We start from the raw sequence: 12,945 nt of genomic DNA on the forward strand, positions 1-12,945 counted from the left end.
AGGATGAAAAGGGCACCCGCCGACGTACTCCCTCCCGCGGAGGCGGCCAACAACACAGGAGGCGACATAGATGGGTGACCGGGTCGAAGGTGGCTACCGGCGGGTGCTGCTGAAACTGGGCGGCGAGATGTTCGGCGGTGGTTCGATCGGCGTCGATCCGGACGTCGTCCACTCGGTCGCGCAGCAGATCGCCGATGTCGCCCGCACCGGTGTCCAGGTCGCGGTGGTGATCGGCGGCGGCAACTACTTCCGGGGCGCGGAGCTGTCGCAGCGCGGCATGGACCGTGACCGCGCCGACTACATGGCGATGCTGGGCACCGTGATGAACTGCCTGGCACTGCAGGACTTCCTGGAGAAGGAGGGCCTGCCCACCCGCGTGCAGACCGCCATCACGATGGGGCAGGTCGCCGAGCCGTACATCCCGCGCCGCGCCGAGCGGCACCTGGAGAAGGGCCGCGTCGTGATCTTCGGCGCCGGGGTCGGCATGCCGTACTTCTCCACCGACACCGCGGCCGCGCAGCGGGCGCTCGAGCTGGGTTGCGAAGCCGTGCTGATGGCGAAGGCCGTCGACGGCGTCTACACCGCGGACCCGAAGAACGACCCGACCGCTGAGATGTTCCGCGAGATCACCCACCGCGAGGTACTCGAGCGGGACCTCAAGGTCGCCGACGCGACGGCGTTCAGCCTCTGCATGGACAACAACATGCCGATCATCGTGTTCAACCTGCTCACCGAGGGGAACATCGCTCGCGCGGTGAGTGGTGAAAGAATCGGCACGTTGGTCAGTACCCCCACTGCCGGGGTGCCGGCCTAGACCTGCTGGGATCAGCCAGGCGCCACACCATCACAACAACGGGAGTAGCCGTGATCGACGAGACCCTCCTCGATGCCGAGGAGAAGATGGAAAAAGCGGTGGCCGTCGCCAAGGACGACCTGACGTCGGTGCGGACCGGCCGGGCAACTTCGTCGATGTTCTCGCGCATCGTGGTCGAGTACTACGGCGCGCCGACCCCGCTGAACCAGCTGGCCAGCGTCAACGTGCCGGAAGCCCGCATGGCGCTGATCAAGCCCTACGACCAGACCCAGCTCGGCGCCATCGAGAAGGCGATCCGCGAGTCCGACCTCGGGGTCAACCCGAGCAACGACGGCCAGGTCATCCGGATCGTCATCCCGCAGCTCACCGAGGAGCGGCGCAAGGAGATGGTCAAGGTCGCCAAGAGCAAGGGTGAGGACGCGCGGGTGACCATCCGCAGCATCCGCCGCAAGGCCAAGGAAGAGCTCGACCGCATCGGCAAGGACGGCGAAGCGGGCGAAGACGAGGTCGTGCGCGCGGAGAAGGAGCTGCAGAACCTCACCGACACGTACTCGCACAAGGTCGACGAGCTGGTCAAGCACAAGGAAGCCGAGCTGCTCGAGGTCTGATGGCACAGGTGAGCGAGGAACGCGAGGACCGGGTGGACGCCACCGGAGCACACCCGGCGGCCACGCCCGGGACGCCGGAGCCGGGCGACGCCGGCACCCCGGCCACACCGGAGTTCCCGGGAACCGGCACGGCGGCGGAGACGCCGGTCGTGCCGGAGACCTCGGGCACGGGCGAAGCCGTCAGGTTGTCGGCTGCCGGGGCTGCCGAGGCGACCTCGGTGCCGGGGGCCGAAGTCGCGCAGGAGACCAAGCCGGAGAGCAAGCCGGAGACCAAGAAGGCCTCCAAGGCCGGCCGGAACCTGCCGGCGGCCATCGGCGTTGCCCTCCTGCTCGGCGCCGCGATCATCGTCTCCCTGCTCACCGTCCGGTACCTGTTCATCGGGATCATCGCGATCGCGATCGCGGTCGGCACCTTCGAATTCGCCGGGGTGCTGCGCCGGGTCGCCGACATCCGGGTCGCGATGATCCCGGTGCTCGTCGGCGGCCAGGCGATGATCTGGCTCGCCTGGCCGTTCGGGCGGGAGGGCGCGCTCACCGCGTTCGTCCTCACCGTGCTCGCCTGCCTGCTCTGGCGGCTGCCCGGCGGCGCGAAGGGCTACCTGCGCGACATCAGCGCGTCCACCTTCGCGGCCGCCTACTTGCCGCTCTTCGGTGCCTTCGCGGCCATGCTCGTGCCGCCGTCGGACGGCGTCGGGCGCGTCCTGGCCTTCCTGATCGGCGTCGTCGCGTCGGACACCGGTGGCTACATCGCCGGGGTGCTCGGCGGCAAGCACCCGATGGCGCCCGCCATCAGCCCGAAGAAGACCTGGGAAGGCTTCGCCGGGTCGGTGATCGGTGGCGTCGTGGCCGGGGCGCTGACGCTCAGCCTGCTGCTCGACGGCCACGTCTGGCAGGGCGTGATCTTCGGTGTCGCCATCGTGCTGACCGCGACCCTCGGCGACCTCGTCGAGTCGCTGATCAAGCGCGACCTCGGCGTCAAGGACATGGGGACGCTGCTGCCCGGGCACGGCGGGATCATGGACCGCCTCGACTCGCTGCTGCCCTCGGCCGTCGTGTCCTGGCTGCTGCTTTCGGCGTTCGTGCCGGTCTAGTCGTCGTAGGGGTCGTCGACCTCCGCGCGGCCCCAGCCCTCGGTGACGCGCGAGTGGTCGATCACCGCGAAGACCGCACCCTCGGGGTCGGCGAGGATCGACATCCGGCCGAACGGGGTGTCGTAGGGCTGGATCACCACCGTGCCGCCGTGCATGAGCGCTTCGCCCGCGACCGCGTCCACACCGCGGGCCGGGTCGATGTCGAAGTACACGAGCCAGTGCGGCGGGGTGTCCAGGCTGTACTCCGAACCCATCACGTACCGGTACAGCACCGGCTCGTGTTCGATGAGCCATTCGACGTAGTCGAGGGTCTCGCCGTCGCCGATCTGGTGGCTGCCGTAGTTGAACAGCTTGGTGTAGAAGTGATCCGCCGCGACGCCGTCGTGGGTGTTGAGATCCGCGCCGCTGAAGGTGTTCGGGATCCCGGTGACGAACTCCCAGCTCGGCGGCACCTCCCAGAACACCACCGGCGCGCCGCACGCGTCGACGGCGTGCATGATCATGCCGCGGTCGGGGATCGCCAGCGGCCCGAGGGTGATCCGCCCGCCGAGGTGCTCCACCCACTCGGCCGCGCTCGCGGTGTGCGGCACGGAGATGTGCGGCATCCAGCCCAGCGGCGCGCCCTGGGCCGCGCGGTAGAGCCCGCCGACGGGCAGGGTGTTGAGCGCCCCGATGGCGTAGCGGCCGTCGGACGTCGCCGGATCTCGCTGAGTCGTGTACTCCCAGCCGAAGAGGGCACCGTAGAATCTTTCCGCCACGGCCTGCTCACGGCAGGCCAGCTCGATCCAGCACGGAATTCCGGCCGGGACCGGGGACGGGGTACTGGACGGGCCGATTGCCATGGGTGCTCCTCCCGATACCCACCGGATTCTAGGCGCGATCGGTGAGTTTTCCGCCAAGAATTCGCCACCGTGCCGGCACGGCCCGGCGGCGAGGACCCGGAAGGAGCAGCGGGGGTGCGGTGGTCGTCGCGGCGCACGGAGGTCGTGCCGAGCCCCAACATCTGGTACTACCAGGCCGATTACGAGCTGGAGAACCGGGCGCAGGACAGCGGCGGCGAGATCTGGCGCGTGCTGCGCGAGGAGCACGATTGGACCGGCATGGACGTGCTGGACATCGGCTGTGGTGACGGGTTTCACTTGCCGCACTTCGCCGCCGACGCGCGATCGGTGCTCGGGATCGAGCCGCACGAGCCGTTGGTGCGAAGCGCGTTGAAGCGCGTCGAGGGACTGTCGAACGTGGACGTCCGGAGAGGCCGGGCGCAGCGGCTGCCGGTCCGCAGCGCGAGCGTCGACGTCGTGCACGCGCGCACGGCATACTTCTTCGGGCCCGGGTGCGAGCCGGGGCTGGCGGAGGCCGAGCGGGTGCTGCGGCCGGGTGGCGCGATCCTGATCGTCGACCTCGACGCGACCAGCGAGCCCTACGGCCGGTGGATGCGCGCCGATCTACCGCACTACGACCCGGGCGCGGTGGAACGGTTCTTCGCCAGGGCCGGGTTCGGCTGCCGCCGCGTCGCGACCGAATGGCGTTTCGCGACCGCCGCGGACCTCGAAGCGGTGCTGAAGATCGAGTTCAGCAGGCCGGTCGCCGAACAGGCGATCGCGGAGGCCTTGCAGCGTAACGGGAATCGCGCCCAGGACCTGACGCTGCCGGTGGGCTACCGCGTGCACACGCGGGTCAAGCCCACCGGCCTCGTCGTGCCAGGTCACTCGGCTGCTTCTTCGGACGGAGCCGAGGACTCGTCCTCGTCTTCCCCGAGGATGCCGTAGAGCGAACGCCGGGCGTCGTTGAGCACCTCGGCCGCGCGGGCCTGCTGGCTCTCGGTGCCCGCGCGCATGATCTGCACGACGGCGGCGGCGAGGTTCTTGCCCGCCTTCGCGAGCCCGATCTCGCCCGGGTCGACGTCCTGCGCGATGTGCTCCCACGGCGGGGTGCTGTCCTGCTGCTCCGCGGCGGTGCGGCCGGCGTCGGTCAGCTCGAACAGCTTCTTGCCGTGCTCGTCCTTGCTGATGACCAGGCCTTCGTCGGCCAGCAGCTGCAGCGTCGGGTAGACCGAGCCGGGGCTCGGCCGCCAGAAGCCGCCGGAGCGCTCGCCGATTTCGCGGATGATCTCGTAGCCGTGCCGGGGCTGCTCGGCGAGCAGCGCCAGGATCGCGGCGCGGACGTCACCGCGGCGGCTGCGCCGTCCGCCGTGACCCCGCCGGCCCGGACCGTGGCCGCGACCGCGTCCGCCGGGGCCGAAGCCCGGGGGGAACTCGCCGAAACCACCGAAGGGCCCGAAAGGTGCGCGCCCACGTTCGTGGGCGAAGGGGTGTCGTTGCCTACGCATGTCGTTGTCCTTTCTCGAACTGTTGCGACACGTTCACGATATATCGGAACCGGTCGGATGGCAACTCCCGGCCGGTGAGCTCGCTCACGGAACTCCCGATGCGTCCTAAATGGACATCCCTGGTCGCCGTACTGGCGTCGGTGACGCTCGGCGCGGTCGAGGCCAAGCACGCCATCCCGGTCGCCGACGAGGTCTGGTTCCTCGGCCTCGGCCGATCGGGGCGAGGCGAGTCCTCGACGACCTGGTCAGCTACCTCGGCTGAGAGAATCGGCGCGTGCCGGAAACCATCGACGAGATCGACGCGCGTCTGCTCGAGGCCCTGGGGGAGGACCCCCGGGCCACGGCGGTCGCGCTGGCCGAGCGGCTGGGCCTGTCCCGCAACACGGTGCAGGCCCGGCTCGCGCGGCTCGAGCAGCGCGGTGTCCTCCGGTCGTTCGAGCGCCGCATCGACCCGGCGCGCCTGGGCTACCCGTTGCGGGCGTTCGTCAACGCGCAGGTCGACCAGCGGCGGCTCGCCGAGATCGGCGCGTCCCTCGCCGCGATCCCCGAGGTGACCGAGGTGTGCGGGCTGACCGGCGCGAGCGACCTCATGGTGCAGGTGGTCGCCGTCGACGCCGACGACCTCTACCGGATCGCCGGGCACATCCTGGCCTCGCCCGGGGTGGAGCGGACGAACATCTCCCTCGTCATGCGCGAGCTCGTCCCGTACCGCCTGGCGCCCCTGCTGGAGCGCGTGCATTCTGCGCAGCCGGAGGCCTGAGCCTTCGGGATCGAGTGCGCATTCTGCGCACTTTCGGCGACATCGGTTGTGCGATGCGTCCACCGGTGCTGTCCTGGTGGGCGCTTCCTGCACGAAAGGTGTCGACGATGACCCATGCCCCCGTGACCGCCCCGGCGCTCACCGCGATCGAGCAGCGGGTCCTGTGGCTCGCCACCGCGATCGTGCACCAGGCCAACCGGGTCCGGCCGAACCCGTCCGGGCTCAAGGTCGGCGGTCACCAGGCGTCGTGCGCGTCGCTGGTCTCGATCATGACGTCGCTGTGGTTCCGGCACCTGCGCCCCGAGGACCGCGTCTCGGTGAAGCCGCACGCGTCCCCGGTGCTCCACGCGATCAACTACCTGCTCGGTGAGCTGGACGAGGCCTACCTGCCGACGCTGCGCGAGTTCGGCGGCCTGCAGAGCTACCCGAGCCGCGCGAAGGACCCCGACCCGGTCGACTACTCGACCGGCTCGGTCGGCATCGGCGCGACCGCCCCGATCTGGGGCGCGCTGGCCCGCCGCTACCTGACGACCCGGGGCCGCGATGCGGGGACCGGCCGCCAGTACTCGCTGGTCGGCGACGCCGAGCTGGACGAAGGCGCGATCTGGGAGGCCATCCTCGACCCGGCCGTCGCCGAGCTGGGCGAGATCGTCTGGATCGTCGACCTCAACCGCCAGTCCCTCGACCGGGTCGTGCCGAACATCGCGGCCGGCCGGCTGCAGGGCATGTTCGGCGCCGCCGGCTGGCAGGTCCTGACGCTGAAGTACGGGCGGCTGCTGGAAGAGCTGTTCACCCGGCCCGGCGGCGCCGAGCTGCGTGCGCGCATCGACGCCATGCCGAACCCCGAATACCAGCGGCTGCTGCGCTGCGACGCGGCCCAGGTGCGCGACCGGCTGCCCGCGGGCGACGCCGCGCTGGCCGGGCTGGTGGCGTCGCTCGACGACGAGACGCTGCTGGCCGCGATCCGGAACCTCGGCGGCCACGACCTCGGCTCGCTCGACGAGGTCTTCGCGTCCATCGCGGACGACCGGCCGACGGTGATCTTCTGCTACACCGTCAAGGGCCGCGGTCTCCCCACACAGGGACACCCGCAGAACCACTCCTCGCTGCTGACCGTGGCGCAGATGGAGGAGCTGGCTTCGGCGTCGGGCACCGACCTCGCTTCGCCGTGGGAGCGCTTCGCGGAGGGGTCTCCCGAAGCCGCGTTGTGTCTTGAAGCTGCTTCACGCCTTCGCCGTCCGGACGTTCCTTCGGCGCCTTCGCTGGACTTGCCCGCCGACATCGGACGTACACCGTCCGGGACCGCGACGACGCAGGCGGCGCTGGGCCGCGTGTTGCTCGACCTGACGCGCGAAGCGCCCGAAGCCGCGAAGCGCGTGGTGACGGTCAGCCCCGACGTCAGTTCGACGACCAACCTCGGCGGCTGGGTCAACAAGGTCGGCGTCTGGTCGGCGACCGAGCGCCGTGACTGGTTCGAGGACGACCCCGAGACGATCATGCACTGGCGGGAGAAGCCGACCGGCCAGCACGTCGAGCTGGGCATCGCCGAGACGAACCTCGTGGGCCTGCTGGGCGAGCTCGGCGCGACCTGGAGCCGGTGGGGCGAGCCGCTGCTGCCCATCGGTGTCATGTACGACCCGTTCGTCGAGCGTGCGCTGGAGCCGTGGTCGTTCGGCATCTACGCGGGCGGGCAGTCGATCCTGATCGGGACGCCGTCGGGCGTCACGCTCGCGCCCGAAGGCGGCGCGCACCAGTCGATCACCACGCCGTCGATCGGGATCGAGCAGCCGGGCTGCGTCAGCTACGAACCGGCCTTCGCGATCGACACCGAGTGGACGCTGCTGGCCGCGCTCGGCCGGCTCGGCAAGCCGGGCGGGACGTCGTCGTACTTCCGGCTTTCGACGCGTCCGGTCGACCAGACCCTCGCCGCGGTGCCCACCGACCCGGCCGCCCGCGAACGCCGTCGCCGCCAGGTCGTGGCGGGCGCGTACCTGCTGCGGCGCGCGGCCGCGCCCGCCGTCACGCTCGCGGCGATGGGCGCGCTGGTGCCGGACACCCTGGCGGCGGCCGAGCGGCTGGCCCAGGTCGGCGTCGAGGCCGACGTCGTGTGCGTGACCAGCCCTGGCCTGCTGTTCGAGGCTCTCCAGGCCCGGTCGGGCCGGGGCAGCGCCGACTCGTGGATCCTCGACCGGGTGTTCCCGGCGTCGCGGGCGAAGCCGCTGGTCACGGTGCTCGACGGCCACCCGCACACGCTGGCGTTCCTCGCCGGGATCAACCGGGTCCCGTCGGTCGCGCTCGGCGTCACGGGCTTCGGCCAGTCGGGGTCGCTCGAGGACGTCTACCGCCACCACGGCATCGACACGGACGCGATCATCCGGGCCGCGCTCGACGCCGTCAGCTGAAGGTGGCGCGGGCGAGCAGGGCGTCCATCTTGGCGTCCCAGCCCGGGAAGGAGCCGTACTGGACGATCAGGATCCGGCTGTTCGGCAGCCACCACATCCGGATCTGGTTGTTCTGCGCCGAGTTCTCGCAGGTGACCTTCCAGCGGCCGTACTCGGCCTTCTTGGGGCCGATCGGCGCGAAGCCGGAGTCGAGGAGCTCGCTGCCGGTCGCCTCCGCGGCCTTCCCGGGCGGCGACGCGGGCGTGATGCAGGTGGGCAGGTCCGTGCCGGTGTACCAGCCGAAGGGCCGTTTCGTGCTCGGAAGGTTGATCGGCGCGTCGGCGCCTGCCGTGCGCAGGTCCACGATCCGCGCTTCGCAGACCACGGTGCCTTCGGCGATGCAGCCGTCCAGCAGGCCGTCCGGGCTGTGCTCGGTGTAGGTCGCGTCCGCGGGCAACGGCAGGTGCAGCGACCCGACGTTCGCGTGTGGCCCGTTCGCCGCGCTCGGGGTGGCGGGCCCCTCGGCCGGGGTGCTGCAAGCGGCGACGCCCAGCGTGACCGCGACCACCAGGACAAGGTGCCGGAAGGACACGCGCTCACCTCTTTCGTCGGACGCCCGGTTTTCCCGGTGGATCATCCCCTGGGACGCGCGGCACCCCCGACCGGGGGCGGCCGGTGACCTGGGGTACACCCGGCCAGGGTGCCCCGGGCGGTCCGGGTGGGCCCGTGGGACACTGGAGCCGTTATGACTGCCCTTCCCCTCGTCTTCGACGCGCCCAAGCGTGGCCTGCCGCCGCGCCACCTCGCCGACCTCTCGATGTCCGAGCGGGCCGCCGCCGTGGCCGAACTGGGGGAGAAGCCCTTCCGCGCGAAGCAGCTGTCGAACCACTACTTCTCCCGCCTGACGGTGGACCCGGCGGAGATGACGGACATCCCGGCGGTCTCCCGCTCGCGGCTCGTCGAGTCGTTGATGCCGACGCTGCTGACGGAGGTCCGCGCGCTGGCGGCCGACGATGGTGCGACGCGCAAGACGCTGTGGCGGGCCCACGACGGCACGCTCCTGGAGAGCGTCCTGATGCGCTACCCGGACCGCGCGACGCTGTGCATCTCGAGCCAGGCGGGCTGCGGCATGGCGTGCCCGTTCTGCGCGACCGGCCAGGGCGGCCTCGACCGCAACCTGTCGACGGCGGAAATCGTCGACCAGGTCCGCGCGGCGGCGGCGGTCATGCGCGACGGCACGATGCCGGGCGGCCCGGGCCGGCTGTCGAACATCGTCTTCATGGGCATGGGTGAGCCGCTGGCCAACTACAAGCGGGTGGTGGCGGCGGTGCGCCGGATCACGGATCCCGCTCCCGGTGGCCTGGGCATCGGCCAGCGTTCGGTGACGGTGTCGACCGTGGGCCTGGCGCCGGCGATCCGCAAGCTGGCGGACGAGAAGATGCAGGTGCGGCTGGCGGTGTCGCTGCACACGCCGGACGACGAGCTGCGGGACACGTTGGTGCCGGTGAACGAGCGGTGGTCGGTGGACGAGGTTTTGTCGGCGGCGCGGTATTACGCGGACACGTCGGGGCGGCGGGTGTCGATCGAGTACGCGTTGATCCGGGACATCAATGATCAGCCGTGGCGGGCGGAGCTGCTGGCGAAGCGGTTGCGAAAGCACTTGGGTCAGCTGGTGCATGTCAACGTGATTCCGTTGAACCCGACGCCGGGTTCGAAGTGGGATGCTTCGCCGAAGCCGGTGGAGCGGGAGTTCGTGCGGCTGGTGAACGCCGGCGGAGTAGCGTGCACGGTGCGCGACACGCGCGGCCGGGAGATCGCCGCGGCGTGTGGGCAGCTGGCCGCTGAAGGCTGATTCTGTTCAGTGATGGAGAAATTGTCGTGATGTATGCCCCCAGCCTGCTGGACCCGGCTGCGGAATCGTTGAAGCTGGCCGACTTCCGCGGCGCGACGGACGTCGCCCGCGGGGCGCGCTCCCTGTTGGGTGAACGCTTCAGCTCGGTGACGTTCATGTACGTCCTGATGCGGGCGTTCGAGGTCGAGTACACGGCAGCGTGTGACGCGGCGCGGTGGCACGAGTTCCACGGTGGTCCGCGTGCGTTGTCGGACGCTGATCTGGAGAACCTGCTCGCTCCGTGGCTTGACCGCTGACCATCTGCGCTCGCCGTCGCCGGTGCGTTACCGGGTAGGGGCGTCGGCTCGCTGTCGGCGTTCGATCAGTCACCCGGCGGTGTCGGCGAGCTCGACCTCTGCCGGCGCAAGCGCCCGCCTAAGAGTGCCGGCGTCGCCGCTGAAGGCTGCAACCTCATCCCCCTCCCGTGGGTCGTGAACCTGGGACTTCCCGCGCAGACCTGCGGACAGGGACTGTGCGACGGGGACTCGACGCCACGTAGGCAGGCAATCTCCGGAATCCCAGCAGCACGCGGTGGTGGTGGCTCTCCGGCCGGCCGGCCCACCCGTCCAGTCATGCCGGTATGGGCGGCAACGGCCGGATGACCTGCCATTTGGGGATTCGGGCCATGCCGCAGCCGAGGACTACCGGATGGTCGCCTGGGCCTGAGGCTGGCCGCGCTTCAGCGAGGCAGCAGGACGTCGACCTGCCTGCGGATGTCCTGCACGATCTCCTCGACGCTCAAGGCGATGTTCACGCCCGCCGCCATGCTGAGGAACATCACGGCGGACACGATGTGTGCCAGCGTCGCGGCGTCGCCCTCTGCGACCCGTTCGTCTCGGCGCAGCACGGCGGCGACGGTCTCCTCGGTCTGCGCGAGGATGGCCAGTGCCGCGCCGTGCCGGGGCTCCTCGGGGTCGCCGAAGACCATCTCTCGCAGGTAGGTGCGTCCGTTGTCGATCTGGATGCGGTTGCACTCGACGATCGGCCGGATGATCGCCAGCACCGCGTCCAGCACGCCGGGGACGGTCTCGGCGTCCGCCCGGCCCTGCTCAAGTGCTTCGACGTACTTGGCGTTCTGGACAAGGAGGAGGAGTTCGCCCTTGGTCTTGGCATAAAGGAACAGGGTCCCGGTGCCGATGTCGGCCTTGTCGGCGATCTGCTGGGTCGTGACCTCATCGACGCCGTGTTCGGCGAACAGCTCACTGGCGGCAGCGACGATGCGGTCGAGTTTCTCCTGCTTGTTCCGCTCGCGCCGTCCGGCCGGCTGGGAGGCGGCAGACATGGGTGGTGTCCTCGTGCGTTCTGTGTCGCCCGTCGCGGTTGCGGCGGGTCAGCTGTGGCCGATGACGGCCTTGCCGCGGATGCCACCCTGGGACAGGGACTGCAGCGCCTGCGGGGTCTGGTCGAAGCCGACCACCTTTCCCACGACCGGACGCACCACGCCCTGGTCGATGAGGGTGGTGATCTGGCGGAGCTGGTCGCCGCTGGCGCGCATGAGCATGAACTCATACGTCACGCCGAGCTTCTTCGCCTGCTTGCGGATCTTGCGGCTCAGGGCGGCGACCCCCACGCGCAGCAGCGGGTTGAGGCCGGCCTCGCGCGCGAAAGCGGGCTCCGGGGGACCAGCGATCTCGATGGCTTTGCCGCCGGGCTTGAGCACCCGCAGGGACTTCTCGAGAGTCTCCCCGCCGAGGCTGTCCAGCACCAGGTCGTAGCCGGTCAGGAGCTGCTCGAAGTCCTGGGTGCGGTAATCGATCACCGTGTCCGCGCCGAGCGCGCGCACGAAGTCCGCGTTGGAAGCGCTGGCGGTCGTGGCGACGTGCGCACCGAGGTGCGCGGCGAGCTGGATCGCGATCGAACCGACCCCGCCGGCGCCGGCGTGGATGAGGACCTTCTGCTCGGGCCGCACCTTCCCGCGCTCCACCAGCGCCTGCCACGCCGTGAGCGCCACCAGCGGCAGCGAGCCGGCCTCATTCATGCTGATCGAGGCGGGCTTGAGCGCCAGGTCGCCCTCCGCGACGGCGATGCGTTCGGCGAAGGTGCCGATGCGGTCCTGGTCGGGCCGACCGTAGACCTCGTCTCCGGGCTTGAAGCCGCGAACCGCCGTCCCGACGCTGATGACAGTGCCCGCGACATCGTTGCCCAGGATCAGCGGCAGCTGGTAGGGCAGGATCTGCTTCAACTCACCGGCGCGGATCTTCTCATCCAGCTGATTCAGTCCGGCGGCCTCCACCCGGACGAGCACGTCGTGCTCTCCCACGGTGGGCTCGGGGACGTCCGCCTCCTGCAGCGGCTCCTTGTACTTGGTGACGACGAACGCTCGCATGAGCGCCACTCCTTGTCTTCATCCTGTTTTTCCAGGGGTGAGGCCGGATCAGCCAATTCGGGCGTGACATGGGGGCCTAGCCTCACGCCATTGATCCGACTGCACTCAATTATGAGTCTACTCAGATTCGCTGTCAAGGGAGGTCCCATGGGACGCGGCCCACATGCCGATCGGGCGCCGCGAGCGGACCACCGACGGCATCGTCCTCGGTGCCGGATCGAGCGGGTACGTCGCCGCGATCCGCGCCGCGCAACTCGGCAAGAACATCCAGTCCGGCAGTGCGGACAACGGGCAGACGCAAACCCTGTCCACAACTTCGGTTCCGGCGGGCTACCGGCAGGCGGGGCGGACCGCAGTGGAGGAGCGGCGTGGCAGCATCGCGGGTTGAGGCGGTCCGAGGCGGTCCGGCGGGGCGGGCGCCGCTGACGGGCGGCCGACGAGGCCGCCGTCCTCGGCATCGAGGGCGTCCTGGGCCCGCAACGCGCCCTCTCCGGTGCCACATACCGGCCGCGAGCACCCGCCGGCAGCAGCAGGCCCCGGCCACCACCGAAGGCACCCTCCGGCGCGAGCCGCAGCCCTGCCTCCGCCCCCGTGCGAGCCGCCCTGGCCGTCACCGAAGCACCCTCCGCGAGCCGCAGCCCGCCCCCTCCGAAGCCCCGAGCCGCAGTTCCGTCCTGTCCGGCCGTGCCCGCAGGTCCGCCCCGTCCCGTTCGGCCGCGCTCCAGTCCCGCTCCACCTGCCCGCA

Annotated in this window: 14 protein-coding genes; 9 read left to right on the forward strand and 5 right to left on the reverse strand. The window is 70.5% G+C overall.

The annotated features are described in order from the left end of the window. Positions 1-70: 70 nt before the first annotated feature. From pyrH to ACLJQE_RS39235, 3 genes are read left to right on the forward strand one after another with little or no spacing between them, the layout of a single operon-like run. Positions 71-814 (forward strand): UMP kinase, encoded by a 744-nt coding sequence (pyrH, locus tag ACLJQE_RS39225; RefSeq protein WP_410644689.1) that lies wholly within the window; start codon positions 71-73, stop codon positions 812-814. A 50-nt stretch (positions 815-864) separates the two neighbouring features. Continuing rightward, positions 865-1,422 carry a ribosome recycling factor gene (gene frr, locus ACLJQE_RS39230; protein WP_364570223.1) on the forward strand — a complete coding sequence of 186 codons (558 nt, stop codon included), beginning with the start codon at positions 865-867 and terminating at the stop codon, positions 1,420-1,422. Then, positions 1,422-2,513, forward strand: coding sequence for a CDP-archaeol synthase (locus ACLJQE_RS39235; RefSeq protein ID WP_410644690.1), 1,092 nt, complete (start codon positions 1,422-1,424; stop codon positions 2,511-2,513). Before frr ends, ACLJQE_RS39235 begins: the two co-directional genes overlap by 1 nt. On the opposite strand, the gene ACLJQE_RS39240 is transcribed toward ACLJQE_RS39235, so the two are convergent. Beyond that, a complete protein-coding gene (locus tag ACLJQE_RS39240; RefSeq protein WP_410644692.1) occupies positions 2,510-3,355 on the reverse strand; it encodes a VOC family protein in 846 nt (281 codons plus the stop codon). The genes ACLJQE_RS39235 and ACLJQE_RS39240 overlap by 4 nt on opposite strands. Positions 3,356-3,469: 114 nt before the next feature. On the opposite strand from ACLJQE_RS39240, the gene ACLJQE_RS39245 reads away from it, so the two are divergent. Beyond that, positions 3,470-4,282, forward strand: coding sequence for a class I SAM-dependent methyltransferase (locus ACLJQE_RS39245; RefSeq protein WP_410644693.1), 813 nt, complete (start codon positions 3,470-3,472; stop codon positions 4,280-4,282). Here ACLJQE_RS39245 and ACLJQE_RS39250 read toward each other — a convergent pair. Further along, a complete protein-coding gene (locus ACLJQE_RS39250) occupies positions 4,219-4,842 on the reverse strand; it encodes a PadR family transcriptional regulator (protein WP_410644694.1) in 624 nt (207 codons plus the stop codon). The two genes, ACLJQE_RS39245 and ACLJQE_RS39250, sit on opposite strands and share 64 nt — an antisense overlap. A 274-nt stretch (positions 4,843-5,116) precedes the next feature. On the opposite strand from ACLJQE_RS39250, the gene ACLJQE_RS39255 reads away from it, so the two are divergent. Both ACLJQE_RS39255 and ACLJQE_RS39260 read left to right on the forward strand, forming a co-directional pair. Then, positions 5,117-5,602: an Lrp/AsnC family transcriptional regulator gene (locus ACLJQE_RS39255; RefSeq protein WP_410644695.1), complete on the forward strand. Its 486-nt coding sequence runs from the start codon at positions 5,117-5,119 to the stop codon at positions 5,600-5,602. 107 nt (positions 5,603-5,709) lie between these two features. Beyond that, the gene (locus tag ACLJQE_RS39260; protein ID WP_410644696.1) at positions 5,710-8,004 is read left to right on the forward strand and encodes a transketolase-like TK C-terminal-containing protein; all 2,295 of its coding nucleotides are present in this window, start codon (positions 5,710-5,712) and stop codon (positions 8,002-8,004) included. On the opposite strand, the gene ACLJQE_RS39265 is transcribed toward ACLJQE_RS39260, so the two are convergent. Beyond that, complete coding sequence (locus tag ACLJQE_RS39265) at positions 7,997-8,575, reverse strand: hypothetical protein (protein WP_410644697.1); 579 nt, start codon at positions 8,573-8,575, stop codon at positions 7,997-7,999. The two genes, ACLJQE_RS39260 and ACLJQE_RS39265, sit on opposite strands and share 8 nt — an antisense overlap. A 153-nt stretch (positions 8,576-8,728) precedes the next feature. Between ACLJQE_RS39265 and rlmN the strand changes: the two genes are divergently transcribed. Together rlmN and ACLJQE_RS39275 are read left to right on the forward strand one after the other, a co-directional pair. After that, a complete protein-coding gene (gene rlmN / locus ACLJQE_RS39270; protein WP_410644698.1) occupies positions 8,729-9,835 on the forward strand; it encodes a 23S rRNA (adenine(2503)-C(2))-methyltransferase RlmN in 1,107 nt (368 codons plus the stop codon). Positions 9,836-9,864: 29 nt separating this feature from the next. Continuing rightward, positions 9,865-10,131, forward strand: a complete 267-nt coding sequence (locus tag ACLJQE_RS39275) for a hypothetical protein (RefSeq protein ID WP_410644700.1) — start codon at positions 9,865-9,867, stop codon at positions 10,129-10,131. A gap of 422 nt (positions 10,132-10,553) precedes the next feature. On the opposite strand, the gene ACLJQE_RS39280 is transcribed toward ACLJQE_RS39275, so the two are convergent. Together ACLJQE_RS39280 and ACLJQE_RS39285 are read right to left on the reverse strand one after the other, a co-directional pair. Beyond that, positions 10,554-11,156, reverse strand: coding sequence for a TetR/AcrR family transcriptional regulator (locus tag ACLJQE_RS39280; protein WP_410644701.1), 603 nt, complete (start codon positions 11,154-11,156; stop codon positions 10,554-10,556). 48 nt (positions 11,157-11,204) lie between these two features. Continuing rightward, entirely contained in the window at positions 11,205-12,200 is a 996-nt protein-coding gene (locus ACLJQE_RS39285) for an NADP-dependent oxidoreductase (RefSeq protein ID WP_410644703.1), read from the reverse strand. Between the two features lie 163 nt (positions 12,201-12,363). Here ACLJQE_RS39285 and ACLJQE_RS39290 point away from each other — a divergent pair, with 163 nt between their 5' ends. Beyond that, positions 12,364-12,588 carry a hypothetical protein gene (locus tag ACLJQE_RS39290; protein WP_410644704.1) on the forward strand — a complete coding sequence of 75 codons (225 nt, stop codon included), beginning with the start codon at positions 12,364-12,366 and terminating at the stop codon, positions 12,586-12,588. Positions 12,589-12,945 lie beyond the last annotated feature (357 nt).

This window comes from Amycolatopsis sp. lyj-346 (assembly GCF_046548975.1).
In the GTDB taxonomy this organism is placed as follows: domain Bacteria; phylum Actinomycetota; class Actinomycetes; order Mycobacteriales; family Pseudonocardiaceae; genus Amycolatopsis.

Excerpts from the sequence above, each read along its gene's own strand:
- rlmN (WP_410644698.1), top strand. The coding sequence starts at position 8,729 with ATGACTGCCCTTCCCCTCGTCTTCGACGCGCCCAAGCGTGGCCTGCCG.
- ACLJQE_RS39240 (WP_410644692.1), bottom strand. The coding sequence starts at position 3,355 with ATGGCAATCGGCCCGTCCAGTACCCCGTCCCCGGTCCCGGCCGGAATT.
- pyrH (WP_410644689.1), top strand. The coding sequence starts at position 71 with ATGGGTGACCGGGTCGAAGGTGGCTACCGGCGGGTGCTGCTGAAACTG.
- ACLJQE_RS39275 (WP_410644700.1), top strand. The coding sequence starts at position 9,865 with ATGTATGCCCCCAGCCTGCTGGACCCGGCTGCGGAATCGTTGAAGCTG.
- ACLJQE_RS39285 (WP_410644703.1), bottom strand. The coding sequence starts at position 12,200 with ATGCGAGCGTTCGTCGTCACCAAGTACAAGGAGCCGCTGCAGGAGGCG.
- ACLJQE_RS39280 (WP_410644701.1), bottom strand. The coding sequence starts at position 11,156 with ATGTCTGCCGCCTCCCAGCCGGCCGGACGGCGCGAGCGGAACAAGCAG.
- ACLJQE_RS39235 (WP_410644690.1), top strand. The coding sequence starts at position 1,422 with ATGGCACAGGTGAGCGAGGAACGCGAGGACCGGGTGGACGCCACCGGA.
- ACLJQE_RS39260 (WP_410644696.1), top strand. The coding sequence starts at position 5,710 with ATGACCCATGCCCCCGTGACCGCCCCGGCGCTCACCGCGATCGAGCAG.
- ACLJQE_RS39250 (WP_410644694.1), bottom strand. The coding sequence starts at position 4,842 with ATGCGTAGGCAACGACACCCCTTCGCCCACGAACGTGGGCGCGCACCT.
- ACLJQE_RS39290 (WP_410644704.1), top strand. The coding sequence starts at position 12,364 with ATGCCGATCGGGCGCCGCGAGCGGACCACCGACGGCATCGTCCTCGGT.